General features: G+C 39.6%; 27 protein-coding genes. 18 read left to right on the top strand and 9 right to left on the bottom strand.

Translation table 11 applies throughout. The features are described 5' to 3' along the window. Positions 1 to 4 precede the first annotated feature (4 nt). Together AC3CAU_RS02790 and AC3CAU_RS02785 are read left to right on the top strand one after the other, a co-directional pair. The gene (locus tag AC3CAU_RS02790; protein WP_131215797.1) at positions 5 to 784 is read left to right on the top strand and encodes a Rossmann-like and DUF2520 domain-containing protein; all 780 of its coding nucleotides are present in this window, start codon (positions 5 to 7) and stop codon (positions 782 to 784) included. Between the two features lie 54 nt (positions 785 to 838). Next, complete coding sequence (locus tag AC3CAU_RS02785) at positions 839 to 1,513, top strand: class I SAM-dependent methyltransferase (protein WP_424619379.1); 675 nt, start codon at positions 839 to 841, stop codon at positions 1,511 to 1,513. Between the two features lie 60 nt (positions 1,514 to 1,573). On the opposite strand, the gene trmB is transcribed toward AC3CAU_RS02785, so the two are convergent. From trmB to AC3CAU_RS02770, 3 genes are all read right to left on the bottom strand, one after another. Next, positions 1,574 to 2,290, bottom strand: coding sequence for a tRNA (guanosine(46)-N7)-methyltransferase TrmB (gene trmB / locus AC3CAU_RS02780; RefSeq protein ID WP_131215793.1), 717 nt, complete (start codon positions 2,288 to 2,290; stop codon positions 1,574 to 1,576). A gap of 224 nt (positions 2,291 to 2,514) precedes the next feature. Further along, the gene (locus AC3CAU_RS02775; RefSeq protein WP_447053281.1) at positions 2,515 to 2,943 is read right to left on the bottom strand and encodes an EamA family transporter; all 429 of its coding nucleotides are present in this window, start codon (positions 2,941 to 2,943) and stop codon (positions 2,515 to 2,517) included. Positions 2,944 to 3,037: 94 nt separating this feature from the next. Beyond that, positions 3,038 to 4,486: a SulP family inorganic anion transporter gene (locus AC3CAU_RS02770; protein ID WP_447054322.1), complete on the bottom strand. Its 1,449-nt coding sequence runs from the start codon at positions 4,484 to 4,486 to the stop codon at positions 3,038 to 3,040. Between the two features lie 234 nt (positions 4,487 to 4,720). On the opposite strand from AC3CAU_RS02770, the gene AC3CAU_RS02765 reads away from it, so the two are divergent. The 3 genes from AC3CAU_RS02765 to AC3CAU_RS02755 all read left to right on the top strand — a co-directional run bounded on the left by AC3CAU_RS02765 (position 4,721) and on the right by AC3CAU_RS02755 (position 6,451). Further along, positions 4,721 to 5,332, top strand: a complete 612-nt coding sequence (locus AC3CAU_RS02765; protein ID WP_447053280.1) for a glutathione binding-like protein — start codon at positions 4,721 to 4,723, stop codon at positions 5,330 to 5,332. A 190-nt stretch (positions 5,333 to 5,522) separates the two neighbouring features. Continuing rightward, complete coding sequence (locus AC3CAU_RS02760) at positions 5,523 to 6,104, top strand: NAD(P)H-dependent oxidoreductase (RefSeq protein WP_447053279.1); 582 nt, start codon at positions 5,523 to 5,525, stop codon at positions 6,102 to 6,104. Positions 6,105 to 6,130: 26 nt separating this feature from the next. After that, on the top strand, positions 6,131 to 6,451 hold the full coding sequence (locus tag AC3CAU_RS02755; protein ID WP_447053278.1) for a putative quinol monooxygenase: 321 nt from the start codon (positions 6,131 to 6,133) through the stop codon (positions 6,449 to 6,451). 394 nt (positions 6,452 to 6,845) lie between these two features. Here the strand turns inward: AC3CAU_RS02755 and AC3CAU_RS02750 are convergent, their stop codons facing one another. From AC3CAU_RS02750 to AC3CAU_RS02730, 5 genes are all read right to left on the bottom strand, one after another. Beyond that, positions 6,846 to 7,631, bottom strand: coding sequence for a thiazole synthase (locus tag AC3CAU_RS02750; RefSeq protein ID WP_447053277.1), 786 nt, complete (start codon positions 7,629 to 7,631; stop codon positions 6,846 to 6,848). Between the two features lie 12 nt (positions 7,632 to 7,643). Further along, a complete protein-coding gene (thiS, locus tag AC3CAU_RS02745) occupies positions 7,644 to 7,841 on the bottom strand; it encodes a sulfur carrier protein ThiS (protein WP_131215780.1) in 198 nt (65 codons plus the stop codon). Between the two features lie 24 nt (positions 7,842 to 7,865). Next, positions 7,866 to 8,231: a DUF423 domain-containing protein gene (locus tag AC3CAU_RS02740; protein ID WP_447053276.1), complete on the bottom strand. Its 366-nt coding sequence runs from the start codon at positions 8,229 to 8,231 to the stop codon at positions 7,866 to 7,868. A gap of 147 nt (positions 8,232 to 8,378) precedes the next feature. Further along, positions 8,379 to 9,248, bottom strand: a complete 870-nt coding sequence (gene rpoH / locus AC3CAU_RS02735; protein WP_131215776.1) for an RNA polymerase sigma factor RpoH — start codon at positions 9,246 to 9,248, stop codon at positions 8,379 to 8,381. 136 nt (positions 9,249 to 9,384) lie between these two features. Further along, positions 9,385 to 9,618, bottom strand: coding sequence for a sulfurtransferase TusA family protein (locus AC3CAU_RS02730; protein ID WP_424619496.1), 234 nt, complete (start codon positions 9,616 to 9,618; stop codon positions 9,385 to 9,387). Between the two features lie 382 nt (positions 9,619 to 10,000). Between AC3CAU_RS02730 and AC3CAU_RS02725 the strand changes: the two genes are divergently transcribed. Both AC3CAU_RS02725 and rhlB read left to right on the top strand, forming a co-directional pair. Further along, entirely contained in the window at positions 10,001 to 10,213 is a 213-nt protein-coding gene (locus tag AC3CAU_RS02725) for a cold-shock protein (protein WP_004648643.1), read from the top strand. Positions 10,214 to 10,311: 98 nt separating this feature from the next. Next, the gene (gene rhlB / locus AC3CAU_RS02720) at positions 10,312 to 11,463 is read left to right on the top strand and encodes an ATP-dependent RNA helicase RhlB (protein ID WP_425918611.1); all 1,152 of its coding nucleotides are present in this window, start codon (positions 10,312 to 10,314) and stop codon (positions 11,461 to 11,463) included. Between the two features lie 121 nt (positions 11,464 to 11,584). On the opposite strand, the gene AC3CAU_RS02715 is transcribed toward rhlB, so the two are convergent. Continuing rightward, complete coding sequence (locus tag AC3CAU_RS02715) at positions 11,585 to 11,965, bottom strand: hypothetical protein (RefSeq protein ID WP_131215770.1); 381 nt, start codon at positions 11,963 to 11,965, stop codon at positions 11,585 to 11,587. 222 nt (positions 11,966 to 12,187) lie between these two features. On the opposite strand from AC3CAU_RS02715, the gene AC3CAU_RS02710 reads away from it, so the two are divergent. From AC3CAU_RS02710 to AC3CAU_RS02660, 11 genes are all read left to right on the top strand, one after another. Beyond that, on the top strand, positions 12,188 to 12,763 hold the full coding sequence (locus AC3CAU_RS02710; RefSeq protein ID WP_131215768.1) for a nitroreductase family protein: 576 nt from the start codon (positions 12,188 to 12,190) through the stop codon (positions 12,761 to 12,763). 33 nt (positions 12,764 to 12,796) lie between these two features. Beyond that, positions 12,797 to 13,870 carry an NAD(P)H-dependent glycerol-3-phosphate dehydrogenase gene (locus AC3CAU_RS02705; RefSeq protein WP_131215766.1) on the top strand — a complete coding sequence of 358 codons (1,074 nt, stop codon included), beginning with the start codon at positions 12,797 to 12,799 and terminating at the stop codon, positions 13,868 to 13,870. Between the two features lie 76 nt (positions 13,871 to 13,946). Continuing rightward, the gene (sixA, locus tag AC3CAU_RS02700) at positions 13,947 to 14,402 is read left to right on the top strand and encodes a phosphohistidine phosphatase SixA (protein ID WP_131215764.1); all 456 of its coding nucleotides are present in this window, start codon (positions 13,947 to 13,949) and stop codon (positions 14,400 to 14,402) included. A 30-nt stretch (positions 14,403 to 14,432) separates the two neighbouring features. Further along, positions 14,433 to 15,572, top strand: coding sequence for a type II secretion system protein GspL (gene gspL, locus AC3CAU_RS02695; protein ID WP_131215762.1), 1,140 nt, complete (start codon positions 14,433 to 14,435; stop codon positions 15,570 to 15,572). Beyond that, positions 15,572 to 16,051, top strand: coding sequence for a type II secretion system protein M (locus AC3CAU_RS02690; RefSeq protein WP_131215760.1), 480 nt, complete (start codon positions 15,572 to 15,574; stop codon positions 16,049 to 16,051). Before gspL ends, AC3CAU_RS02690 begins: the two co-directional genes overlap by 1 nt. A 90-nt stretch (positions 16,052 to 16,141) precedes the next feature. Further along, positions 16,142 to 17,152 (top strand): quinone-dependent dihydroorotate dehydrogenase, encoded by a 1,011-nt coding sequence (locus AC3CAU_RS02685; RefSeq protein ID WP_131215758.1) that lies wholly within the window; start codon positions 16,142 to 16,144, stop codon positions 17,150 to 17,152. Continuing rightward, on the top strand, positions 17,149 to 17,736 hold the full coding sequence (locus AC3CAU_RS02680) for a CvpA family protein (RefSeq protein WP_131215756.1): 588 nt from the start codon (positions 17,149 to 17,151) through the stop codon (positions 17,734 to 17,736). Before AC3CAU_RS02685 ends, AC3CAU_RS02680 begins: the two co-directional genes overlap by 4 nt. A 24-nt stretch (positions 17,737 to 17,760) precedes the next feature. Then, positions 17,761 to 19,299, top strand: coding sequence for an amidophosphoribosyltransferase (purF, locus tag AC3CAU_RS02675; protein ID WP_131215754.1), 1,539 nt, complete (start codon positions 17,761 to 17,763; stop codon positions 19,297 to 19,299). Between the two features lie 129 nt (positions 19,300 to 19,428). Beyond that, positions 19,429 to 21,279, top strand: a complete 1,851-nt coding sequence (locus AC3CAU_RS02670; RefSeq protein ID WP_447054321.1) for a M48 family metalloprotease — start codon at positions 19,429 to 19,431, stop codon at positions 21,277 to 21,279. Between the two features lie 115 nt (positions 21,280 to 21,394). Further along, positions 21,395 to 22,063, top strand: coding sequence for a hypothetical protein (locus AC3CAU_RS02665; protein ID WP_424620945.1), 669 nt, complete (start codon positions 21,395 to 21,397; stop codon positions 22,061 to 22,063). Beyond that, positions 22,060 to 23,028, top strand: a complete 969-nt coding sequence (locus AC3CAU_RS02660; protein WP_447053275.1) for a 2-hydroxyacid dehydrogenase — start codon at positions 22,060 to 22,062, stop codon at positions 23,026 to 23,028. Before AC3CAU_RS02665 ends, AC3CAU_RS02660 begins: the two co-directional genes overlap by 4 nt. The last annotated feature ends 80 nt before the right edge of the window (positions 23,029 to 23,108 follow it).

Genomic DNA, 23,108 nt, shown 5'->3' with positions numbered 1-23,108 from the left:
ATATATGCGTATTAGTTTGATTGGGGCGGGACGGGTTGCCCATCATTTGGCTCATGCCTTAAGTCAGTATCATCAAATCATGCAAATCTATAGTCGCAGTTTCGAGCCTGCACAAACCTTAGCTGCTCAAGTCGGTGCAACTGCAGCGGCGAAGATCTCCGAAATAAATCCTGAGATTGATTTGGTGATCATTGCGGTAAGTGATCAGGCGATTGCGTCCATCATTGCAGAGACTCATCAACACTTAGCTGATGTTTTGATTGTACATACTTCAGGTAGTACCGATATTGAAGTCTTGGCAAAAACCCATGCACGTGCTGGTGTGTTTTATCCTTTACAAACCTTTAGTCTGGATCGGGAAATTCCTTGGTCAGATACACCCTTATTTGTAGAAGCCAAGTCTGAAGTGGATCTGGTTTTATTAAGCCAATTGGCCAATCAATTGAGTAGTCGAGTTTATCAATATACATCGGCACAACGCTTAAGCCTGCATCTGGCTGCGGTATTTGCCTGCAATTTCAGCAATTATTGTTATGACATGGCGAAGCAGGTGGTAGATGCACAACAGGTCGATTTTTCTTTGCTTTATCCACTGATTTTAGAAACAACCAATAAAGCTGTACAGCATGATCCTAAACAGATGCAGACTGGACCTGCAATGCGAGGGGATCAAAATATCTTGAATATGCATCAACAGATGCTACAAGATGCAAATCGGGATGATTTAAAAAATATTTATAGGTTGATGAGCCAGCATATTTTGCAATCGCATCAGCAAAAATAGTGGTTTAAAATTAAATCAATATACTTGAAGAATAAATAAGACAAGGATGTATTTATGGCAAAGGATTTTAACAGCCAATATGTAGTCGATGGTTATGATGAACATATCCGTAAATTAATTCCTGGCTATGAAGTGGTTCATCAGCAAATTCAAGCCTTGTTAAAAACCTATGCTGATGAATATGCACATGTGCTCATTGTAGGTTGTGGTACCGGCTATGAACTGGGACATTTAGTACGATCATTTCCAGACTGGACATTTACTGCAACAGAGCTGTCGGAAACCATGCTGGATAAAGCCAGACAGCATATCCATTCTTTAAACGCATCACATCGGGTGGAGTTTGTGTTGGGAGATGTAGACCAGTTAAAAACAGGTCAAACATACGACGCTGTGCTTTCTATTCTGGTCACGCATTTTGTGAATTATTTAGATAAGCCCAAGTTCTTTAAAGCGATTTACTCACGTTTAAAACCTCAAGGACTATTCATTACGTTTGATTTAACCCGAATCAAATCCGATCAGGAATTGGAAATACTGAAGCATATCTCTCAGGCAAATGGCTTAACGACTTCGCAAGCTGCTGCAATGATTGATCGTTTGGAAGATGATTTTTATCCGCTGTCGGAACAGGAAATATTGGAGCAATTGAAATTGAGTGGATTTGATTCGGTAGAACGCTTTACCCAAATTTTATCTTATCAAGGTTATCTGGCGATAAAAGCTTAAAGTCTAAGCATAAAAATGGCTCATACATTGATGAGCCATTTTTTAAGGTGCTGGTTAACGTTATTTAATTTTCTTGAACAGGAAGTCGTTAATTTTATGACCTTCCTCAATCCCGCGACGTTCAAACTTGGTTTGTGGGCGCCAGGCAGGACGAGGGTAACTGTTGCCTTTACCTGCCATATTTTCAAGGTTCGGACGGTTATCCAATACATCTAGCATCCATTCAGCATAGGGTTCCCAGTCTGTAGCCGAGTGAAATGTACCACCCATTTCCAGTTTTTGTTCAACCAGTGGCATACGGTCATGTGATACAAAACGACGTTTGAAATGACGTTTCTTTTGCCATGGGTCTGGGAAATAAAGCTGTACCGCATTAATGCTGTTGTCAGGCATTTCACGAAGCACTTGAATGGCATCGGCATCGAGTAAACGCAAGTTGGTTATACCTGCCATACCTGCTTCATATACACATTGTGCGATACCGGGAACATGTACTTCAATACCGACATAGTTACGTTCAGGATTGGCTTTTGCCATAAGTACCAGTGAACGGCCCATACCAAAACCAATTTCAACTGTTAAAGGGCGTTCTGGATGTTCAAACTGTTGACGTAAGTCACCCACCGGATATTCCAAAATTAGGTGACCATATTGTTCAAGCGCAGTACGTTGAGAGGTATTTAGCGGAGATGAACGACGCATAAAAGTGACAATTTCGCGATGTTCATTCAAGTTGTCCAGCTCGACGACTTGCGGGTCTAATTGATCGTTCGACATAACTTTGGCAAATGTAAAAAATTTGAATGCGGTATTTTAAGTCCTGAGCCTAACAAGTCAAACTTTTTCATTTTTAAGATGCGGTAAAGACAGCAGAGTCATGCTGTTATTGCGTCATTATTTGCTGAAATAGAAGTTGAGACCTAACAAATAACAGGGTTAAGTTGTGTAGGGATTGCTTTATAAAAAATATTGGCTTAGAAGATTTTAAAAGAAAATCTACATTATTTTAATGCAATAGTAAGCACGCCAAGCGCAATCAAGACAATACCCAAGTATTCTTGCAGGCTTGGGCGTTCACCTAAAAAAACTACAGCAAATAGGGTGACTAAAACCACACTGAGTTTATCAATTGGAGCCACTTGTGAGGCTTGACCGAGTTGTAAGGCCCGAAAATAACACAGCCATGAGGCACCGGTTGCTAAAGCTGACAAAGTTAAAAATAACCAGGTTTTGCCTGAAAGCAACAAGGGATTCTGCCATTTTCCTAATCCCCACACCACTAAACTTAATACAAATACAATAATGACCGTACGAATGAGTGTGGCTAGGTCGGAGTCTACCTGTCGCAAACCTACTTTAGCAAAAATGGCAGTTAAGGCTGCGAAACAGGCAGACAATATCGCCCACATAAACCAGTGATTTGTATTCATAGTGCTGCCTATATTCTTTTAGTTTTGGGCTGCTATCATTTGGGAAATCTATTAACAACAGCAACCATGATCTCACTTTTATTTTAATCAAAAGTTACAGCGGATTATAGCGATCAATTAATGTATTGCTGGCTTCATTTAACCCGACAACTTTTACGTCAATATTTTGATCTTTAAATTTCTGTACCACACTGTTCAGCATGTTGACTGAAGTAATATCCCAAACATGGGCATGAGTAAGATCAATCTCAACCTTGGAAATGATTTCTTTAAAATCAAAGAACTGGAAAAACTTGTCTGAACTGCTAAAGAAAATTTGTCCAGAAATTACATATTGGCGCGTATTAGAGTTTAAGAGCGTAGAGCGAACCTTGACTTCACTTTCGAGTTTATTGACTAAAAATAAAGCCGAAAGTAACACCCCGACAAAGACACCCAGCGCAAGGTTATGGGTGGCTAAAACAATAATGACAACAGCCAGCATCACAATATTGCTTTGCTTCGGATGTTTTTGGAAATTGCGGACTGAATTCCAGTTAAAGGTGGTGAAAGCTACCATAATCATAATGGCAACTAGTGCTGCCATCGGAATATACGCCAGCCAATCTTTAAGAAACACCACCAAGCACAGTAAAAATACACCTGCAACCAAGGTTGATAAACGTGTACGTGCACCTGACGATACGTTAATAATGGATTGACCAATCATGGCACAACCCGCCATGCCGCCCATAAAACCACTGACGATATTGGCATAACCTTGACCGCGACATTCCTGATGACGGTCGCCTTCAGTGTCGGTGACTTCATTCACAACGGTCGTGGTCATCATGGTTTCTAATAAACCAACTGTAGCTAAAGTGATGGAGTAGGGAAAAATAATGGCTAAAGTTTCAAAGTTGAGTGGAATTTCAGGAATCAGGAAAATAGGAAGCATATCTGGGAAATGCCCTAAATCGCTGACTGTACGCATATCACTATCTAAAAATAAGGCAAGTAGACTGAGCAGAACAATACAAATCAGCGGAGAGGGAATAAGTTTGCCAACTCTTGGTATATAAGGGAAAAGATAAATTACAGCCAAGCCTAGAGCTACAAATAAATAGCCTAAGTTATCCATCTTATTTAACTCAGGAAGTTGAGCCACAAAGATTAAAATTGCCAGTGCATTTAAAAACCCATACACCACAGACTGCGAAACAAAGCGCATTAATTTGGCGACTTTAAAATAACCTGCAATCACCTGAATGATACCGGTCAAAATAGTTGCTGCTAATAAGTACTGCAAGCCATGTTCTTTGACCAAAGTAATCATCAGTAAAGCTAGCGCACCAGTAGCCGCAGAAATCATGGCAGGGCGACCGCCAAAGAAAGCAATGGTGACGGCTATACAAAATGATGCATATAGACCGACTTGCGGGTCAACACCGGCGATGGCTGAAAAGGCAATCGACTCGGGAATCAGGGCTAAACCCACGACCAAACCCGCTAATACATCGGTACGAATATTGGAAAACCATTCTTCTTTTTTAAGGCTAATCACTACGTTAATTTTCATCAAACTTTAAAGCTGGATATGTTAAAACAGTTTTATAGAAAAAAGCAGATCAGATTGATGTAAAAAATATTGACTTGAAAAAGACAGCATTTTAGACAATATTCTAAAGGTAAGCTTTTTTTACGCATTGATGCTTTTTTGCAATTTATAGGTTCGATCACTTGAAAGTTCGATAGAAGAGATTTAAAACAGTTAATAGTTAAATAACAAGGATCAAATATGAAGCTTTATTACGCCCCGGGCGCGTGTTCTCTAGCATCACATATTATTTTAAATGAAATTAATGTCGATTTTGATTTAGAGCGTGTCAATTTAAAAACCCATACAACAGAAAAAGGTGCTGATTACTACGCAATTAATCCGAAGGGCTATGTTCCAGCTTTAGAAATTAATCCAGGCTTGATTCTTACTGAAAATGTGGCAATTTTACCGTTCCTTGCACAGCATGATCCTAAACAAGATTTAATTCCGCCATCAGGTTTAGGGCGTGCTAAAGTCCTTGAATGGCTGGGTTACTTGAACTCTGAATTGCATGATGCCTATGCGGTATTTTTTGGTGCTCCTTTAGCAGATGATGCAAAGGAAAAAGCCTATGCTGAAATTGATCGTTTACTTACCTATATTGAAAAAACCATTGGCGAGTCAGATAACGACTATTTAGTGGATGATAATTTTGGCCCGGCAGATGCCTATCTCTTTGTATTAACAAACTGGTCGAATGGTATTGGGCATGATCTGACGCCGTATAACAATATTATTGCCTTGCGTAATAAAGTGGCGGAACGCCAGTCGGTACAAATCGCGATGCGTGATGAAGGGCTAATTCCTTAATTTTTTTGTCTTGATTTAAAAAAGCACCTGAGGGTGCTTTTTTTTGGGGTTTTTAAAATTGTGAAATGTTGAATTATTAAAGAGTTCTATTGTTGATTTTTTATCAATAGTGTTTTGCAAACTCATGAATTTTTATCAATAAGATATTTGAGTATATTGGCCACTGTAAATAAATCCTTAAAGGTAAATGATGAGTAATATCCTGATTGTGAATGGTGCCAAGCAATTTGCCCACTCGAATGGCGAGTTAAATGATGCTTTAACCGAGTTAGCAAATGCTGTGCTCGGTGAACTGGGTCATACCGTTAAAATTTCTCGTGCAGATAGCGACTATGAAATTCAGGAGGAAATTCAAAAATATGTATGGGCCGATGTCATTATTTATCAAATGCCAGGCTGGTGGATGGGTGCACCTTGGACAGTCAAAAAATATATTGATGATATTTTTACAGAAGGACATGGAACTCTATATGCCAGTGATGGTCGATCCCGGTCGGATGCATCGAAAAAATATGGTTCAGGTGGTCTCATTCACGATAAAAAGTACATGTTATCGTTAACGTGGAATGCGCCCATGGAAGCTTTTAATGATGCTGATCAATTTTTTCATGGTGTCGGGGTTGATGGTGTATATCTGCCATTCCATAAAGCCAATCAATTTTTAGGAATGAAAAGTTTAGACACCTTCATCGTAAATGATGTAATAAAAATGCCGGATGTCGCTGAATATGAACGTAAATATCGTCAGCATTTAATGGATGTTTTTGCTTAATAGAAGTGGTGTTTAAGGAGCAAACTATGTTAGTTGTTATTGCAGATATCCAGATTCGATCAGGTGCTCAACATCGTGAAAACGTGTTAAATGCATTTAGAAAAATAACACCTGCGGTTTTACAAGAAGATGGGTGTTACGGCTATGAGTTACTGGTAGATCATGAATCGGATACTAATTATCAAACTAAAGTACCTGATTCAATTACCATGTTGGAGCATTGGGAAAGTATTGAGCATTTGAATGCTCATTTACAAACTCCTCATATGCAAGCTTATCAGCAACAAGTTAAAGATGATGTGCTGAATGTTAAAATCCGGATTATGCACAAGGGTTTAATGATTTAGCGATATTCTTGAAAGATAGAGTTCTTTTGAGTAATACCAGTTAGTTAAGGAATTGACTGGTATTTTTGATTTAAATTCATCATATTATTTGATACGCAGAAATGACATTCACAACTATTTGAGGCGGGAGGAAATTAAAAAATTACTGTTTCTGTGATGAATTTTCTACTCGATGGTGGTGGACGAGTTTTGCGATGAGGTGCGCTGCACCGCAAGATGCTTTTCTTGCGAAGCTTTACTTCTCATTTGGCTAAAAAAAGAACTGAAGAACTCCAAATATTTGATCTAAAAAGACAAGACTCCGCTGTGAATAACTCAAAAGTTAAGGAGTTTATGGTCGAACCCCTTAACTGATCAGCATTACTCTTTTGAGCCCTTTTTAAGGTTTTTAACTTTATTTAAAGAAATAACCGGTTTCAGGTGAACTTGCATTTGCCATACGTTTACGTGGCATGCGACCCGCTAAAAATGCTTCGCGACCCGCTTCAACCGCTTTTTTCATCGCAGATGCCATTAAGATGGGGTTTTGCGCAGCAGCAATCGCAGTATTCATCAGTACGCCGTCGCAACCCAGTTCCATGGCAATAGCAGCATCACTCGCCGTACCCACACCGGCATCCACCAATATAGGAACATTGGCATTTTCTTTAATAATAGAAATGGTATGCGGATTTAAAATACCTAACCCTGAACCAATCAGGCTACCTAAAGGCATAATCGCAACACAGCCCATGCTCTCTAACTCTTGCGCCACAATCGGATCATCCGAGGTGTAGACCATGATTTCAAAGCCATCGTCAATTAAGGTACGCGCAGCTTTTAAAGTTTCGGTGATATTCGGATACAACGTTTTTTCATCGCCTAGCACTTCCAGTTTAACCAGATTGTGACCATCCAGAAGTTCACGCGCCAGCATACAGGTACGGATTGCACTGTTGGCATCAAAACAACCCGCTGTATTCGGCAGAATGGTATATTTTTCAGGTGGCACAACAGAAAGTAAATTTGGCTGGTCAGGATGCTGTCCAATATTTACACGGCGGATTGCCACCGTCACAATTTCTGCACCACTAGCTTGAATGGCCAAATCGGTTTCAGTTAAATCTTTATATTTACCTGTACCGACCAATAGACGTGAATTAAAGGTACGCGAACCGATTATAAGCGGGGTATCTTCCATGGGAGCTCCGAATTAGCCGCCACCGACGGCATGAATAATTTCAATCTGATCTTCAGCGCAAATGGGGGTTTGTGCCAATTTGCTTTTGGAAATGATCATTTCATTTTGTTCTACAGCAAAGCGTTTGCCTTCCAAGGCCAATTCTTGAATCAATTCTAGTAAATTCGTACATGAGGTATTTTTTGATTCACCATTTAAATAAATATGCATACTTATTTTTCCTTTCCCCTTACTTTATTTTGCGTATTTTAATGCATTCCACGCCAGTACTAGCCAGCCAGCAATCATTAAAGCACCACCAATCGGTGTGATAGCACCTAATACACGCGGTAAACCTAAGGTCATCACGTAGAGTGAGCCACAGAAAAATAAAATACCGACTTGAATCAGGATAAAACTGGCTTTAATAGGCAGTTGAGGAATAATTTTACTGAGAATTGCGAGCGCCAAAAGTCCAAGGGCATGATAGAAAAAATAATCAGTTGCGGTATGCCACCAAGCCAATTGAGTTTCGCTTGCATGCGCTTTTAAGCCATGCGCGCCAAATGCACCCAGCATGACTGCAAGTGCCAAGTTAAGGGCTGAAATTGCAATCCACATAAGCAATTATCACCTGAGTAAATTTGCGCCTAACTTAGCATATTTTAGTGTTTACACAAAAGCCCAAATGTGACAATACAAATGTTTAAGTATGAAAAAAGGGCACGCAGCCCTTTCTTTATCACAGAATAAAATCAGCCTGATATCTTAGTTAGAAGACATGGCAACTTTAATTTTTTCCATGGCATTTTTTTCTAACTGACGAATACGTTCAGCAGAGACATTATACTCAGCCGCTAACTCATGTAGCGTCGATTTTTCATCATCTAGCCAGCGACGCTGCAAAATATTACGCGAACGGTCATCAAGCTGATCCATTGCGCTATGCAGGGCAGACGTACTTTGTTGCTCATAATCTTCTTCTTCCGCTAAGCGTGCGGGATCGTATCGATTATCTTCTAAATATAAAGCCGGTGCGACATGAGTTGAGCCTTCATCATCGTCATCACCCTGAGCTTCAAATGCTGCATCATAGGCGGTTAAACGACCTTCCATTTCCAAGACTTGTTCTGGTGTTACATTTAAGTCGTTAGCAATAGATTTTGCTTCTTCCAGGGTGAGCTTCTTACTGGATTTTTTTAGGCTACGTAAATTAAAGAACAGTTTACGTTGTGCTTTAGTGGTCGCAATTTTAACAATACGCCAGTTACGAATCACATATTCATGAATTTCAGCTTTAATCCAATGTACGGCAAAAGAGACCAAACGCACACCCATATTCGGGTCAAAACGTTTAACCGCCTTCATTAGGCCCAGGTTGCCTTCTTGAATCAGGTCGCCCTGTGGTAGACCGTAGCCTGCATAACTACGCGCAATATGAACGACAAAACGCAAATGAGACATGACCAGCATTTTTGCAGCGTCTAGATCTTGGTCATAATAATAGCGTTCGGCTAACTCTTTTTCTTGATCAGCCGTTAAAATAGGAATCTGATTGACAGTACTTATATAAGCACCGAGATTTACCCCTGGCGCCGATAATGACAGGGGCATCAATTGATTGCTGCTGTCACTCATGTGTTCTCCTTCAGAATGGATGACATAACCACTTAAATTTTATCTTAATCCAATATTTTCCTGAAATAAGGAATATTGGGTAGAGAAATGTAATTTTTTATGCAAATTTGAAAAGCTCTAGTTTAATTGAAAATAATTAAGATTCAATTAAGTAGTGATATTCAAAATCAGTTATTTTAGTCATAGTGCATTTTAATTGATGTATTTGGCAATAACGGACTACATCTTGCTGACTATGCGGATCTGAAGATTTTAATAAAAACAGATGCTCTGATTTATTTTTGATCGCTCGCTTAAGCATTAATAATGGCATGGGGCAGGGTTTACCCATCGCATCTATAATAATGGCTGTACTGGCTAGATCATTCATCTCATTTAATTTCTGATAATACGTTCTGAAATATTAGCAAATTTGGTGCCAAAATTAAATGAAATTATATAATCTCAACATAAAAACTACTGATATAAAATAGAGAAATAATTAGTAAAATAAAACTCAATCAAAAAGAAAATTATTCAAAAAAAACAGTATGAATTGTTATAAACCCATGATAAGCTCGTCGCGTATTCAACTTAATGACACACTTAATTTTGTCTTAAAGTTGAATATAGCAATGGATATAACCGGGATTTTGTTAATAGTAATACAGAATGATTACAAGCTTAGAAATAATAAATATTTTTAAACCTTGTTTACTCTGCTGTTTGCAACACCGGGTGGTCCTTCTATTAAATACAATGAGGATTAACTTATGACAGCTCGTGAACAAGGCGTAGTTAAATGGTTCAACGACACTAAAGGCTTCGGCTTTATTCAACGTAACGGCGGCGACGATGTATTCGTTCATTTCCGCGCTATCCAAGGTGACGGTCACCGTTCACTTCGTGACGGCCAACGTGTTGAATTCAGCGTAGTTAAAGGTCAAAAAGGCTTCCAAGCTGAAGAAGTACAACCTTTAGACTAATCGCCTGATTATTCATGAGAACGCCCCAATGTAATTTGGGGCGTTTTTGTTTATAATAGGCTATAATTTTCCTGAATATTAAGTTAGGGCACATTTATATGTCATCTGGTTTTGAAACCTTAAATTTACATCCGAAACTGAAACAGGCTATTGATGCTTTAGGTTTCAAAGAAATGACACCTATTCAGGAAAAGGTTTTGAAATTTACTTTGGCTGGGCATGATGCTATTGGGCGTGCGCAAACAGGTACCGGGAAAACAGCGGCTTTCTTGGTCAGTGTAATTAATGACTTGCTCAATAATCCGATTAAAGAACAACGCTATCGCGGTGAAGCACGCGCGCTCATTCTTGCGCCAACACGTGAGTTGGCTTTACAAATTGAAAGTGATGCTAAAGAGCTAACCAAATTTACCGATTTGCATGTGGTTACCCTATTGGGTGGGGTAGATTTTGATAAGCAAAAAGCACAATTGAATAAACAGTTTGTCGATATTATTGTGGCAACACCCGGTCGTTTAATTGACTTTGTTGAACAAAAAGAAGTCTGGTTGGATCAGATCGAATTTTTAGTCATTGATGAAGCAGACCGTATGCTTGATATGGGGTTTATTCCTTCAGTTAAACGGATTGTGCGTTATTCACCGCGTAAAGAACAACGTCAAACGCTCATGTTTTCTGCAACCTTTAGTTATGATGTTTTAAACTTGGCACAACAATGGCTGTTTGAACCCATCACTGTTGAAATTGAGCCAGAAAAGAAAACCAATGCAGATGTTGAGCAACGCGTTTATATGGTTGCGAAAACAGATAAGTATAAATTACTGGAAGAAATTTTACGTGATGAACCGATTGAAAAAGTCATGATTTTTGCTAATCGTCGTGACCAGGTGCGTAAACTTTATGATCATTTAAAAAGAGATGGCTATAAAGTAGTTATGCTGTCTGGTGAAATTGCACAAGATAAGCGTACCAAAATGCTGGATCAATTTAAAAATGGTCAACATAATATTATGATTGCAACTGATGTTGCGGGTCGTGGTATTCATGTGGATGGTGTTTCACATGTGGTGAATTTTACTTTGCCTGAACAGTCGGATGATTATGTGCACCGTATTGGTCGTACCGGTCGTGCGGGTGCGCGTGGTGTAAGTATTAGTTTCCTATCTGAAGATGATGCGTTCTATCTTCCAGAGATTGAAAAAGCTATTGGTCAAAAATTACCTTTAACCCGTATGGAAGGTTATTGTTAATCTGGCATTAATTAAAATGTAAAATCAAAAGCCGCTTAAAATAAGCGGCTTTTGATTAGTGTATTAGTTAAAATATCATTGTTTGGGTGATACGATGAAATAGACTGATTCTCTAAGCAAATTAGTTTGCTCGGCAGCTAAAAGTGAGAACTGTTTGATAATCGTCATCACGAGCTAGGCTACCACTTTTACCCGCTAAAGTACCTAGAACACTGGTTGCAGCTTGAATCATTTGTCCTGTTTTTTCATCCACAACTCCTTTTAAAGCACCGTTGTATTCAGTTTTTTCATCAATGATGATCGCAGTGGCTTTTTTACCGCAGGTATTGTTGGCGGCAGTAATGGCATTATTTTTTGAAATGAGATTGGTTTTACCTACACCAGTCACTTCATATTGGTTATTTTGCTTTTGAATAGCCAATGAGTTGGTTGGGTTTGATGTACAGGCGCTTAGAATAATAGTTGCTGCAATTGTTGAAGTGAGTACCAAAACTTTATTCATTGTTTTCCCCAAGATCGTAAAGAATTAAAATTATTGGAACATAATTTTTTGAATGATTTTTGAAGGACTTGTATAAAATATGCAGTTTTATATGGTTACTCTGTGATTACTCTACCTTTAAGACTGAAATGAAGAGGGAAGCATTGATTTAATACTCTAGAGTATCTGAATAAGAATATGCTAATCTTGATCAAATATTTTAGTACATAGATATAGAAGTTAATGACGGATTCAGCGGTAGATACGGTTCATCTTAATATTCATCAGCGTCAATCAATTGGTCATTTGGTTGAGCCTGCACCGAATGCGGCGCAGTTGGAAAAAGCCTTTCAGGCTGCATTGACAGCACCAGATCATCATCGCCTCAAACCGACTCGTTTTGTCGTCATTCCGAATGATCAGCGTGAAGCTTTTGGTGAATTGTTATCTCAAGCAATCGCAGATCTGGGTGAAACAGATCAGTCTCAGTTAGACCGTGTTAAAAACCATCCTTTTCGCGCCCCACTTTTGGTTTTAGCATTAACGGAATTTAAACCGCATCCGAAAGTTCCTGATTTTGAGCAAACCTTAAGTACCGGTGCAGCGATACAAAACTTTTTGCTCTCCTTGCAAGTTCAAGGTTTTTCGACCATTTGGCGAAGCGGTGCAGTGATTGAATCAAGGTTATTTAAGCAGGCTTTAGGTCTTGCAGCCGAAGATTTGATTTCTGGAATTATTTATATTGGAACAGCCGTAAAAGCGATTCCTGCACGTGCAGAAATAAATAGCCAAAATTATGTGAGTTATTGGAATAAATAACTTTATTGAATCATGAATTGAGATATAAAAATAATGTCAGAATTGAAATTTTCAGATCTTGTTCAACCGGTATCGGTAGATCAAAAAACAGCGTTACGGGTAACCGTTTTAGGGGGTGGCAGTTTTGGTACTGCCATGGCGAATACAGCTGTAAGAAATGGTTGTGATACCATGATCTGGATTCGTGACGAAGTAGCTGCCAATGAAATCAATCAAACCCATATCAATAAACGGTATTTGCCAGATTTTAATTTAGAATCAGGATTAAAGGCAGTAACGGATTTGGAAACGGCTATTTGTAATCGTGACATTATTCTAGTGGCGATTCCAAGTCATTCTTTTCGTGATGTACTCAAACAAATTAAGCCATTCATTACTTCACAGGCGGTCATATCCTTAACCAAAGGTATTGAGGCAAAAACCTTTAGTTTTATGAGTGATATTATTCGTGAAGAATTACCTGAAGTGCCTTATGGTGTACTTTCAGGGCCGAACCTAGCCAAAGAAATTATGGCAGGTCAGCCCGCAGGTACGGTGATTGCCAGTCAGTCCGAACTGGTACGTTATGCAGTACAGCAAGCCTTGCACAGTGCATTATTTCGTGTATTTGCAAGTGACGATGTACATGGTGTGGAACTTGGCGGGGCATTAAAAAATATCTATGCCGTTGCAATGGGTATGGCCGCGGCTTATAAAGTCGGTGAAAATACCAAAAGTATGATTTTAACTCGTGCATTGGCTGAAATGAGCCGTTTTGCAGTGAAATTGGGAGCAAATCCACTGACGTTTCTGGGGTTGTCAGGGGTTGGTGATTTATTTGCGACTTGTAGCAGTCCACTAAGTCGTAATTATCAGGTCGGTTTTGCTTTGGGGTCAGGTAAAAGCTTGCAACAGGCGACTGAGGAATTGGGGCAGACGGCGGAAGGGATCAATACGATTATTCAGGTGCGCAGTCGTTCAGAAGAATTGGATGTATATATGCCGATTACCAGTGCTTTGTATGATGTAATTTTTGAAGGTGCACCGCCTTTAAGTATCGCACTTTCACTGATGAAAAATGGGCACCGTAGTGATGTGGAATTTGTTTTGCCACACCATGAAGTTTAATTTCGAATATTGGAATGAATGAGCTCTGTCATAAAGCTGGGTTATAATTGCTGCAGATTGAGAATAAGGAAATTTTATGCAACTCACTTTAGTCCGTCATGGTGAAGCTTCTCCTGCGGTCAATGGAAATGATGACAAACGTCCATTAACCAAGCGAGGACACAAGCAGGCGCAACAAACAGCAACCTATTTAAAGGACATGATTAAACCCGATATATTTGTGGTGAGTCCTTTGGTGCGCGCTCAAGAAACTTTGGCGCATCTTCAACATTATTTTAATAATGTGCCTGTGCTGGTGTGTAATAAGATTAAACCTGAAGACGATGCGAAATCAGCAGTGGAATGGTTGGCCCAGTTGCCTTATGAGTCTATCGTAGTGGTATGTCATATGAATGTGGTGGCTCATATTTCATCGTTATTGACACTAGAGTCATTTAATCCATATGCTCTGGCTGAGGCGCGCATTTACGAACAAGCCGTCATTGCAGCTGGCTTGTCAACCCAGTTAAAAAGTTTTATACCAAACACATAAAATATTAATTAAAACGGCAGAAAAACATTAATGTTGTATTTATGGATGCCTGAAGCCAATGGGGTTTGGCAATGGTCGACTGGAGAGAGCTGGTATCAAACCTCTAGTCTTGAACAATTGATTCAAGAAACCCAAACCTATCATGGTGAAGAAGCCGTGGTATTTTTTCCAAGCCGTGATGTGCAAATGGTGCAACAGACGTTAGCCAAATCACAATATAAAAAACTGGGCGTGGAAGGGGTTAAATATCTATTAGAAGAATTTGTGGTTTTGCCTATTGATGCAATGAAGGTATTGCATCATTTTCAAAATCCAGATCAGTTGTTTATTTTGGGTGTGGCAAATAATACAGTAGAAATGCTAAACCATACCTTGAGCTTGATTCCAGTTAAAGTCATTTCCCTGTTGCCTGATTTTCTGATTTTACCTAGCCCGGAAGCAGGGCAAACCGTCATTGCTCATGTTTCAGGAAAGTTGCTGGTGCGTGAAAAAGAATTTATAGGTAATTCGATTGATGATTTAGCTTTGTTTCTGGATTATCAGCCGCCAGGGCAGCGTTATAAAATTAGCAATTTTACTGCTGAACAAATGCAAAGCCTTGAAGCGATGGTCACACATGAGCAGATTGAATCTTTTCATTATGAATTGCCGGTCTTAAAAAAAGCCAAAGCTCATCCTTTTAATATCCTGCCGAAAGCTAAAAACAGTACTGGTGTAGGAGGCTATTGGAAGGCCTGTGCTGCTGTGTTGGTCGCAGCTTTAATGGTTCAATTTAGCTATGATGCAATGCGCTGGTATAAATATAAAAAGGTTGCAGATCAGACTGCAGTACAAGCAATCGATCAATATAAATACTGGTTTGGTCAGAGTAGCCGTGTGACTGAACAAAATTTAAAGAGCCAGTTTGAAAGTCATGTACGTTTGAATAAAAGTGCCAATACTCAAGCCTTGCAATTACTCAGTCGGGTGGGGCCGGTTTTAATGCAGAATCAAATTGTGGCAAATCGTATCAATTACGATGCTTCAGTTCTAAATATGGAACTAAAAGCCAATTCTGCTACGGCGTTGCAAACGTTAACGCAACAACTGAATCAGCAAGGATTTAAAATTGAATTGGGCAATATCCAGCCGAATGGCACCGGTGTAATTGGATTGGTGAAAATACAATAATGACTACATCAGAAAGACTGCAAAGCTCTATTGATCAATCTATAGAGAAAATAACCGATTATTTAGATCGGTTGTCTGTACGTGAACGCTATATGGTGATTTTTACCACTATTTTTGTTGTGGTTGTCGCTATTGGTTCAACACTTTGGTTTATGCATGCAGCAGCAAATAAACAGCAAAACCGCGTTAATGATTTAAAAGACATGATGGTGTGGATGCAAAGCAATGCGGTGACTATGAAACCTGCTAATGATTTGCAGTTAACTGCGGCAGATAAAGTGCAACGTGTTGCCCAGCAGCAAGGATTATCGGTTGCATCTCAACAAGCAGGTGAACAAATTCAAATTTTGGCATCACATGAAAATTACGCCATTTTGGCAAATTTTTTAACCCAACTCGCTCAAATGGGACTAAGTCTTGAAAAAATAGAATTAATTTCTGAGGCAGGTCAGATTAAATTAACAGCGATAGTGCAATAATGAGTAAAAATAAAGATCCGCTAAGCATGGCGTTTTCCATGGGCTATGCCTATAATATGGCGACTTAAAAAGCAGTAGACTTTTACAGATATGTTGTATTCTCTTGTCCGCCCTTTGTTGTTTTCTTTAGCACCAGAGCGTGCACATGAGCTGACACTATCGTTATTGAAATCAGCTCATCGCATGGGCATGATGCGTCAAAGCATTGCCTCTAAACCAGTGACTTGTATGGGGATTCAATTTCCCAATCCGGTAGGTTTGGCTGCCGGTTTAGACAAAAATGGCGCTTATATTGATGCCTTGGCTAGACTGGGCTTTGGTTTTATTGAAATTGGAACCATTACCCCGCGTCCACAAGCAGGCAATCCGCATCCTCGTTTATTCCGTTTACCTGAAGCCAAAGCCATTATTAATCGGATGGGGTTTAATAATGATGGTGTAGATAAACTGATTGAAAATGTCAAAGCCGCAAAATTCAAAGGCATTTTGGGGATTAATATTGGTAAAAATGCCGATACTCCTGTTGAAAATGCAGTCGATGATTATCTGATCTGTCTGGAAAAAGTTTATAATTACGCATCTTATGTGACGGTCAATATTTCATCGCCGAATACTAAGAATTTGCGCAGCTTACAAAGCGGTGATGCGCTGACAGAACTGTTGGAAATGTTAAGAAAGCGTCAGCTTGAACTGGCCGAAGAACATCAGCATTATGTACCTTTGGTGCTTAAAGTTGCGCCAGATTTAACGGTTGAAGATATCGAATTTATTGCAAAGCAATTGATCCAGTTTAAAATTGATGGTTTGATTGTGACTAATACAACTTTGTCACGTGAAGGTGTGGAAAATCTCAAGCACGGTAATGAAGCGGGTGGCTTGTCTGGTGCGCCAGTCTTTGAAAAAAGTACCGCTTGTCTTGCAGCATTTTCAAAAGCATTGAAAGGTCAAATTCCATTGATTGGTGTCGGCGGTATTTTGTCGGGTGAGCAGGCAGTTGCAAAACAAGCTGCCGGTGCAAGCCTTGTACAAATTTATAGTGGCCTCATATATACAGGTCCAACACTGGTTAAAGATTGTGTTGATGCGCTAAATACTCCATGAATACACTGGATATCTTCATACTGATTATTTTGCTCATTGGAGGGCTTAACGGTTTGCGAAAAGGATTGATTTCAGCCTTTGCGAACTTGGTAGGATGGATTTTTGCACTCATCATTGGTGCAAAATATGCAACCATTCTGGCACCTTCGATGGTCTCACTCAGTGCAGATCCAGTAGTACAAAAAATTGCAGCTTTTGCATTTATCGTATTGGTGATGGTGGTATTAACCTGGATTATTACTGCATTTCTCAACAAGATATTAAAGAGTCTAAAACTTGGCCCCCTCAACAGATTGGCAGGCGGTGCTTTTGGCTCTTTAAAGGGCTTAATGATTGTACTTATTACCATGCAAGGCATTGGTCCTTGGGTGGAAAGTTCTCCGCACTGGAAACAGTCTAAATTTGTACAACTTCTTATCCCTTACGCACCATGGGCCGCCGAGCTTTCCAAAGAAGCTGCGCATGGAGCGCTCAATCATATCAAGTCCGATGAAGGTGCGCCGGCATCTTCCGACTCATCGTCTGATAAAACGCAGAAGCATGCAGCGCGTACAGATGAATCAACAAATAATCCTTTTTATTAATCCTAGCTTGTTTGCGAGGTTGCTATGTGTGGAGTAGTTGGTATAGCTGGTAAATCACCTGTTAACCAAATGTTGTTTGATGCATTAACGATGTTACAACATCGTGGTCAGGATGCAGCCGGAATAGTAACTTGTCATGAAGGGCGTTTGTTCCTGCGTAAAGACAACGGTATGGTACGAGACGTCTTTCATACGCGTCACATGCGTGCACTGCTAGGTAATTACGGTATTGGTCATGTGCGTTATCCAACAGCAGGTTCTTCAAGCAGTGCAGAAGCACAGCCATTTTATGTGAACTCGCCTTATGGGATTACCTTGGCGCATAACGGCAACTTGACCAACGCTGAAGAAATTCACGATGATTTGTTTAAAACAGATCTTCGTCATATGAATACCGATTCAGATTCTGAAGTTTTATTAAACGTTTTTGCACATGAAATGCAAAAAAGTCGCAAGCTTAATCCAACTTCAGAAGATATTTTCCAGGTAGTTTCACGGGTACATGAGCGTTGCAAAGGTGCTTATGGCGTTGTGGCAATGATCACCGGACATGGTCTGGTGGGCTTCCGTGACCCAAACGGTATTCGCCCACTGATTTATGGTTCGCGTGAAACTGAAAAAGGTATGGAATATATTATTGCTTCGGAATCAGTGGCAATTACTGCTTTAGGTTTTAAAGTTGAACGTGATATTGAGCCGGGTGAAGCAATTTTTATTACTTCAGAAGGGGAAATGTTTACCAAGCAATGTGCAGAAAATCCTGAATACCGCCCTTGTATTTTCGAATATGTGTATTTTGCACGACCAGATGCAATTATAGATGGCATTTCAGTTTATAAAGCACGTTTAAAAATGGGTGAAAAACTTGCCTATAAAATTTCGCGTGAGTGGGGTGAAGAACACGATATTGATGTGGTGATTCCAATTCCAGATACATCACGCACTTCAGCTTTAGAACTTGCCAATATCCTGGGTGTTAAATTCCGTGAAGGCTTTATGAAGAACCGTTATATCGGACGTACCTTCATTATGCCGGGTCAGAAACAGCGGGAAAAATCAGTTCGTCAAAAATTGAACCCAGTTGAACTTGAGTTTAAAGGCAAAAACGTTTTACTGGTGGATGACTCGATTGTTCGTGGTACAACCTGTAACGAGATTATTCAGATGGCTCGTGATGCTGGTGCGAAGAAGGTTTTCTTTGCTTCAGCTGCACCCATGGTGAAATATCCAAACGTTTACGGTATTGATATGCCTGCGAAAGATGAGTTAATTGCCTCTGGTCGCAGTGTGGAAGAAATCCGTGAAATTATTGGTGCTGATCGTTTGATTTTCCAAGACTTGGAAGACTTAAAAGGCGCTGTTCGTACCAGTAAAGTACCGGCACTGCAAGAATTTGATTGTTCGGTTTTTGATGGTGTGTACGTGGCAGGCGGAATTGATGCAGCTTATCTGGATGAACTTGAGCGTAAACGTAACGACTCTGCAAAAAAATCCATTGGTGGTTATATTGATGTAAACATTGATGCTGCATCAGTGGATCTTACTGGAGTGAAAGAAGAATAAAATTCTTCTTAATTCTATGAAAAGCGGGAATTTCCCGCTTTTTTAATTTATGATGAGTGAACAAATACAATGTAATAAAGGATCTTCACATTGAAGAGTGCGGGCTATTCTTTTATTCAAAACAAAAATATGGTTTGGTCTGCAAGTGTGTGCATGCTTGCGGTGTTGCTCACACTATTCATTTTAAATATCATTATGGGGTTGCTGGTATTTTATATTGATCATACCCAGTCCATATTCTGGCATGGTTTGAGTCCTTATTTAATCGTGCTGCTGCTTAGTGTGATGACGATTTCTGTCCTGTACGAGTTTTATGTATTACGTGCCGGTGGGCATTCGCTGGCAAAACAGTTAGGCGCGCGTCGCTTAAGCCTAATCGAAAGTATTCCTGAGGAAAGTGTTGCTCTTAAAATCACTGAACAGTTGGCAGATACCTTTTTAATTGAGACTCCAGCCGTATATGTGCTTCCCGGGGAAGTAGGCGTAAATGCACTCACCGCAGGTTTCTATCCGCGTGATATTGTGATTATTTTGACCTGGGGTGCATTACAAAATCTAGATGAATTAGAGCTTTATGGTTTGTTAAGCCATGAGTTTAATAAAATTTTATCCGGTGAAACAGCAGAAAATACTCGTCTAAAAATTCTTTACAGCAGTCTGACGACTTTTAGCCAGTGGGGTAGTAAAATTGCAAAACTGGGTTTTACCAAGCATGGACAGGCGCATACGCATAAATTTGCGACTTTCTTTGTCGCGATGGGTGGTGTGATTTGGCTGATTGGAAGTCTCGGTGTTTTAATTACCCGTTTTATTAAATATATTTCATTGGGCGGACGGACATTTAAAAATGATCAAAAAACCAGGCGTTTAATTCAAAATGATGCCAATGTACAGACTTTACTCAGAATTTATGTGCATCATTCAGGATCACAAATTCACAGTGAATATGCTGAATCGATTTCACATATGTGTTTTGCCAACTCTCTGAGTCCGCAAAACTGGATGAATATTCATCCGAGTATTGAGCAACGTATTTATGAGCTAAACCCGGGTTTGGTGCAAGATTTACAACTTGAAAATTTAAAAAAAATACGTAATCAACCGCTATTTAGTTTGTTCCGGTCACTGGATGAAATGAACGGTGAAATATACTCACCGTGGAGTTCCCCACAACCGCTTCCACTGTTACGTTTATCACCCATTAGTTTTGCAATCAATGACGCGATTAAGCCTTTAAATCCGGCAATTCGAAATAATATGCGACGTCCTGAGTTAATACAACGGGCATTACAGACAGCGACGGGTTCGCGAGAAGTGATGGTGTCGATTTTAATGATTAGGCAGTATCGTGAATTTATTCCTGCAGATGCTGAAGTCAGTCGGGCGATTGTGGATTCATTGTTGAATTTGGATGGTCGAGTCCATATCTCTATTTTCTATGAAGCTTGTAAAAATATTGGAGCAATGCCTGCTAGCATTGCGCGGCAATTTTTAATGAAATTGGCACGTATTATTCAAGAAGATGGTGAAATCGGTCTGCTAGATGCTTTGTTGCTTGAATACGTGAAATTTGAATTAAATCTTCTTCCATTACATACACCTACTTCCTTGGAAGAAGTGAAACCGCATATTGTGCGCCTGATTGATGCCTTATTGCATGTGCAGCAAATCAATAGCGTGAATCAACTGGATGTTCGTGAAAAGATTCTCAAGCGTGTATTAACTGCAAAAGAACTGGAAATGTACACCGAGATTTCTGATGAGCCAATTGATTTGGCAGAAATTTTAAATGATATTGCCGGTTTACTACTACGTGATCGCTTGAGTATTTTAGGTATTGCAGAGCTTTGCTTGTGGAATGATCGTATTATCACGCAAGATGAACTGGATGTTTTACAATTGCTGTATTGGCGTTTGGGTTTTGAAACGAATGAAATGGTTGAGCAAATGCAGAAAAAAAATAGTTTAATAATTGTATAAACTGGATGCGATAAAATTATAGATGGGTGATGATTAGACTAATCTGTAATAAAAGATCAGCAAAAGACAACTAATCTCGTTAGAATACCAACCATTCAATGGGTGATGAAAAAAGATGATAGGGCATCAGCGTGACATACTGGCAACATTAGGAATCGATGTCTGGATTCCTAAGGGGGCTGCGTGTCAAAATATGCCATCCTCATCCATTTGGAGAGATCAGGCTGCACCCGAATATCTGACCGAGATTGTGGTTACGAGAGTTCAATCATCCATAGCCCCAGCGCCAAAGACTGAACAGCTTAAAACGCTTGATCGAACAGAACAGTTACCAACGCCACCGATAGCTGTCAAAGAAGTTCAGGCTGAAGTTGTAACTCAAGTTGTTGAAGAGCGAGCTGCACTACAGATTGAAGCTTTTCAATTACAGGCTTTTAGTTTGCCACATTGTATTATTGTGATTAATGCTACCGAACTGAGCGCTGAACAACAACAACTTTGGAATAATATTCAACAAGCCCTTCAAGCTGAATATTATGAATTGCAATGGCCATTTCCTTTAATCAATTTCCAGGATGGTCGTGGTGCTGAAAGCTATGTGCAGGGCTTTATAGATGCCATTAGTGCAGATAAAAATATTATTTTTTTAGGGCAACTCCCTTATTTTAATTATTCAAAAAGTATTCATTTAGCGGGCTTGCAAGAGATGTTAGATCAGCCCGTATTAAAAAAACGCTTATGGCAATTTATGCAAAAAAGTAACCAAAAAACGGATGCTACATGAAGAAGAAAGTTGTTGTTTTTAGTCAGTTAGATCAAGATATACTTCAACGTTTACAAGCTCAATATCAGGTTGAAGTCATTAATCCAAAACTGGGCGATGTTAACCAGCAGATCCGCGAACAGGTTAAAGATGCGGATGCCATGATTGGTGCAGGGCGCCTACTTAATGAAAGTAATTTGGCCACAGCACAGCAACTTAAAATTATTTCAAGTGTTAGTGTGGGGTATGACAACTATGATCTTGACTATCTAAATCAGAAAAAAATCTGGTTATCTAACACTCCTCATGTGCTTACGGAAACCACGGCTGATTTGGCTTTTACCTTGTTGATGAGTGCTGCGCGTAAAGTGCCTTATTTGGATCAATGGACCAAACAGGGCCAATGGAAACGTACCGTAGGTGAAGCTCAATTTGGACGAGATATTTTTGGTAAAACCTTAGGTATTATTGGTCTGGGTAACATTGGTGCTGCTATCGCCCGTCGTGGTTTTTATGGCTTTAATATGAATATTCTTTATCATAATCGACGTGAAAAGTTGGAATTGGCGCAGCCTTTAAATGCACGATATTGCGGTTTAGATGAATTATTACAACAATCAGATTTTATAGTGGTCGCTGTCGATTTAAATCCAGAATCTAAAGCCTTGATTGGTCAGCATGAGTTTGATCAAATGCAGCCACATACAGTATTTGTGAATATTGCACGTGGTTCTGTAGTGGATGAACAGGCTTTAATTGATACTTTAAAAGCAGGTAAAATTTTTGCTGCGGGTCTGGATGTATATTTGAAAGAGCCTTTACAGGAATCAGAGCTTTTTAATTTAGATAATGTTGTAACTTTGCCGCATGTGGGTTCTGCGACGGAGGAAACACGTAAAAAAATGGCTGAATTGGCTTATCGTAATGTGGTCGATGCACTAGAAGGACGAACCCCAGCTTATGTGGTGAATGCTTCATTTTCTTAAAGATTGATAACACTTCATTGCAAATCTCTTCAATTTTCAATGTTATAGTCAGATAAATTGAAAAAAAGCAGTTTGAGAAT

Source organism: Acinetobacter sp. GG23 (assembly GCF_057766365.1).
Note: the sequence above shows the minus strand (reverse complement) of the source record. Positions and strands in the feature narration are given on the sequence as shown.

Bases quoted from the DNA above. Each gene is read 5' to 3' on its own strand.
- AC3CAU_RS02790 (WP_131215797.1), top strand. From the start codon at position 5: ATGCGTATTAGTTTGATTGGGGCGGGACGGGTTGCCCATCATTTGGCT.
- AC3CAU_RS02785 (WP_424619379.1), top strand. From the start codon at position 839: ATGGCAAAGGATTTTAACAGCCAATATGTAGTCGATGGTTATGATGAA.
- trmB (WP_131215793.1), bottom strand. From the start codon at position 2,290: ATGTCGAACGATCAATTAGACCCGCAAGTCGTCGAGCTGGACAACTTG.
- AC3CAU_RS02775 (WP_447053281.1), bottom strand. From the start codon at position 2,943: ATGAATACAAATCACTGGTTTATGTGGGCGATATTGTCTGCCTGTTTC.
- AC3CAU_RS02765 (WP_447053280.1), top strand. From the start codon at position 4,721: ATGAAGCTTTATTACGCCCCGGGCGCGTGTTCTCTAGCATCACATATT.
- AC3CAU_RS02760 (WP_447053279.1), top strand. From the start codon at position 5,523: ATGAGTAATATCCTGATTGTGAATGGTGCCAAGCAATTTGCCCACTCG.
- AC3CAU_RS02755 (WP_447053278.1), top strand. From the start codon at position 6,131: ATGTTAGTTGTTATTGCAGATATCCAGATTCGATCAGGTGCTCAACAT.
- AC3CAU_RS02750 (WP_447053277.1), bottom strand. From the start codon at position 7,631: ATGGAAGATACCCCGCTTATAATCGGTTCGCGTACCTTTAATTCACGT.
- thiS (WP_131215780.1), bottom strand. From the start codon at position 7,841: ATGCATATTTATTTAAATGGTGAATCAAAAAATACCTCATGTACGAAT.
- AC3CAU_RS02740 (WP_447053276.1), bottom strand. From the start codon at position 8,231: ATGTGGATTGCAATTTCAGCCCTTAACTTGGCACTTGCAGTCATGCTG.
- rpoH (WP_131215776.1), bottom strand. From the start codon at position 9,248: ATGAGTGACAGCAGCAATCAATTGATGCCCCTGTCATTATCGGCGCCA.
- AC3CAU_RS02730 (WP_424619496.1), bottom strand. From the start codon at position 9,618: ATGAATGATCTAGCCAGTACAGCCATTATTATAGATGCGATGGGTAAA.
- AC3CAU_RS02725 (WP_004648643.1), top strand. From the start codon at position 10,001: ATGACAGCTCGTGAACAAGGCGTAGTTAAATGGTTCAACGACACTAAA.
- rhlB (WP_425918611.1), top strand. From the start codon at position 10,312: ATGTCATCTGGTTTTGAAACCTTAAATTTACATCCGAAACTGAAACAG.
- AC3CAU_RS02715 (WP_131215770.1), bottom strand. From the start codon at position 11,965: ATGAATAAAGTTTTGGTACTCACTTCAACAATTGCAGCAACTATTATT.
- AC3CAU_RS02710 (WP_131215768.1), top strand. From the start codon at position 12,188: ATGACGGATTCAGCGGTAGATACGGTTCATCTTAATATTCATCAGCGT.
- AC3CAU_RS02705 (WP_131215766.1), top strand. From the start codon at position 12,797: ATGTCAGAATTGAAATTTTCAGATCTTGTTCAACCGGTATCGGTAGAT.
- sixA (WP_131215764.1), top strand. From the start codon at position 13,947: ATGCAACTCACTTTAGTCCGTCATGGTGAAGCTTCTCCTGCGGTCAAT.
- gspL (WP_131215762.1), top strand. From the start codon at position 14,433: ATGTTGTATTTATGGATGCCTGAAGCCAATGGGGTTTGGCAATGGTCG.
- AC3CAU_RS02690 (WP_131215760.1), top strand. From the start codon at position 15,572: ATGACTACATCAGAAAGACTGCAAAGCTCTATTGATCAATCTATAGAG.
- AC3CAU_RS02685 (WP_131215758.1), top strand. From the start codon at position 16,142: ATGTTGTATTCTCTTGTCCGCCCTTTGTTGTTTTCTTTAGCACCAGAG.
- AC3CAU_RS02680 (WP_131215756.1), top strand. From the start codon at position 17,149: ATGAATACACTGGATATCTTCATACTGATTATTTTGCTCATTGGAGGG.
- purF (WP_131215754.1), top strand. From the start codon at position 17,761: ATGTGTGGAGTAGTTGGTATAGCTGGTAAATCACCTGTTAACCAAATG.
- AC3CAU_RS02670 (WP_447054321.1), top strand. From the start codon at position 19,429: ATGGTTTGGTCTGCAAGTGTGTGCATGCTTGCGGTGTTGCTCACACTA.
- AC3CAU_RS02665 (WP_424620945.1), top strand. From the start codon at position 21,395: ATGATAGGGCATCAGCGTGACATACTGGCAACATTAGGAATCGATGTC.
- AC3CAU_RS02660 (WP_447053275.1), top strand. From the start codon at position 22,060: ATGAAGAAGAAAGTTGTTGTTTTTAGTCAGTTAGATCAAGATATACTT.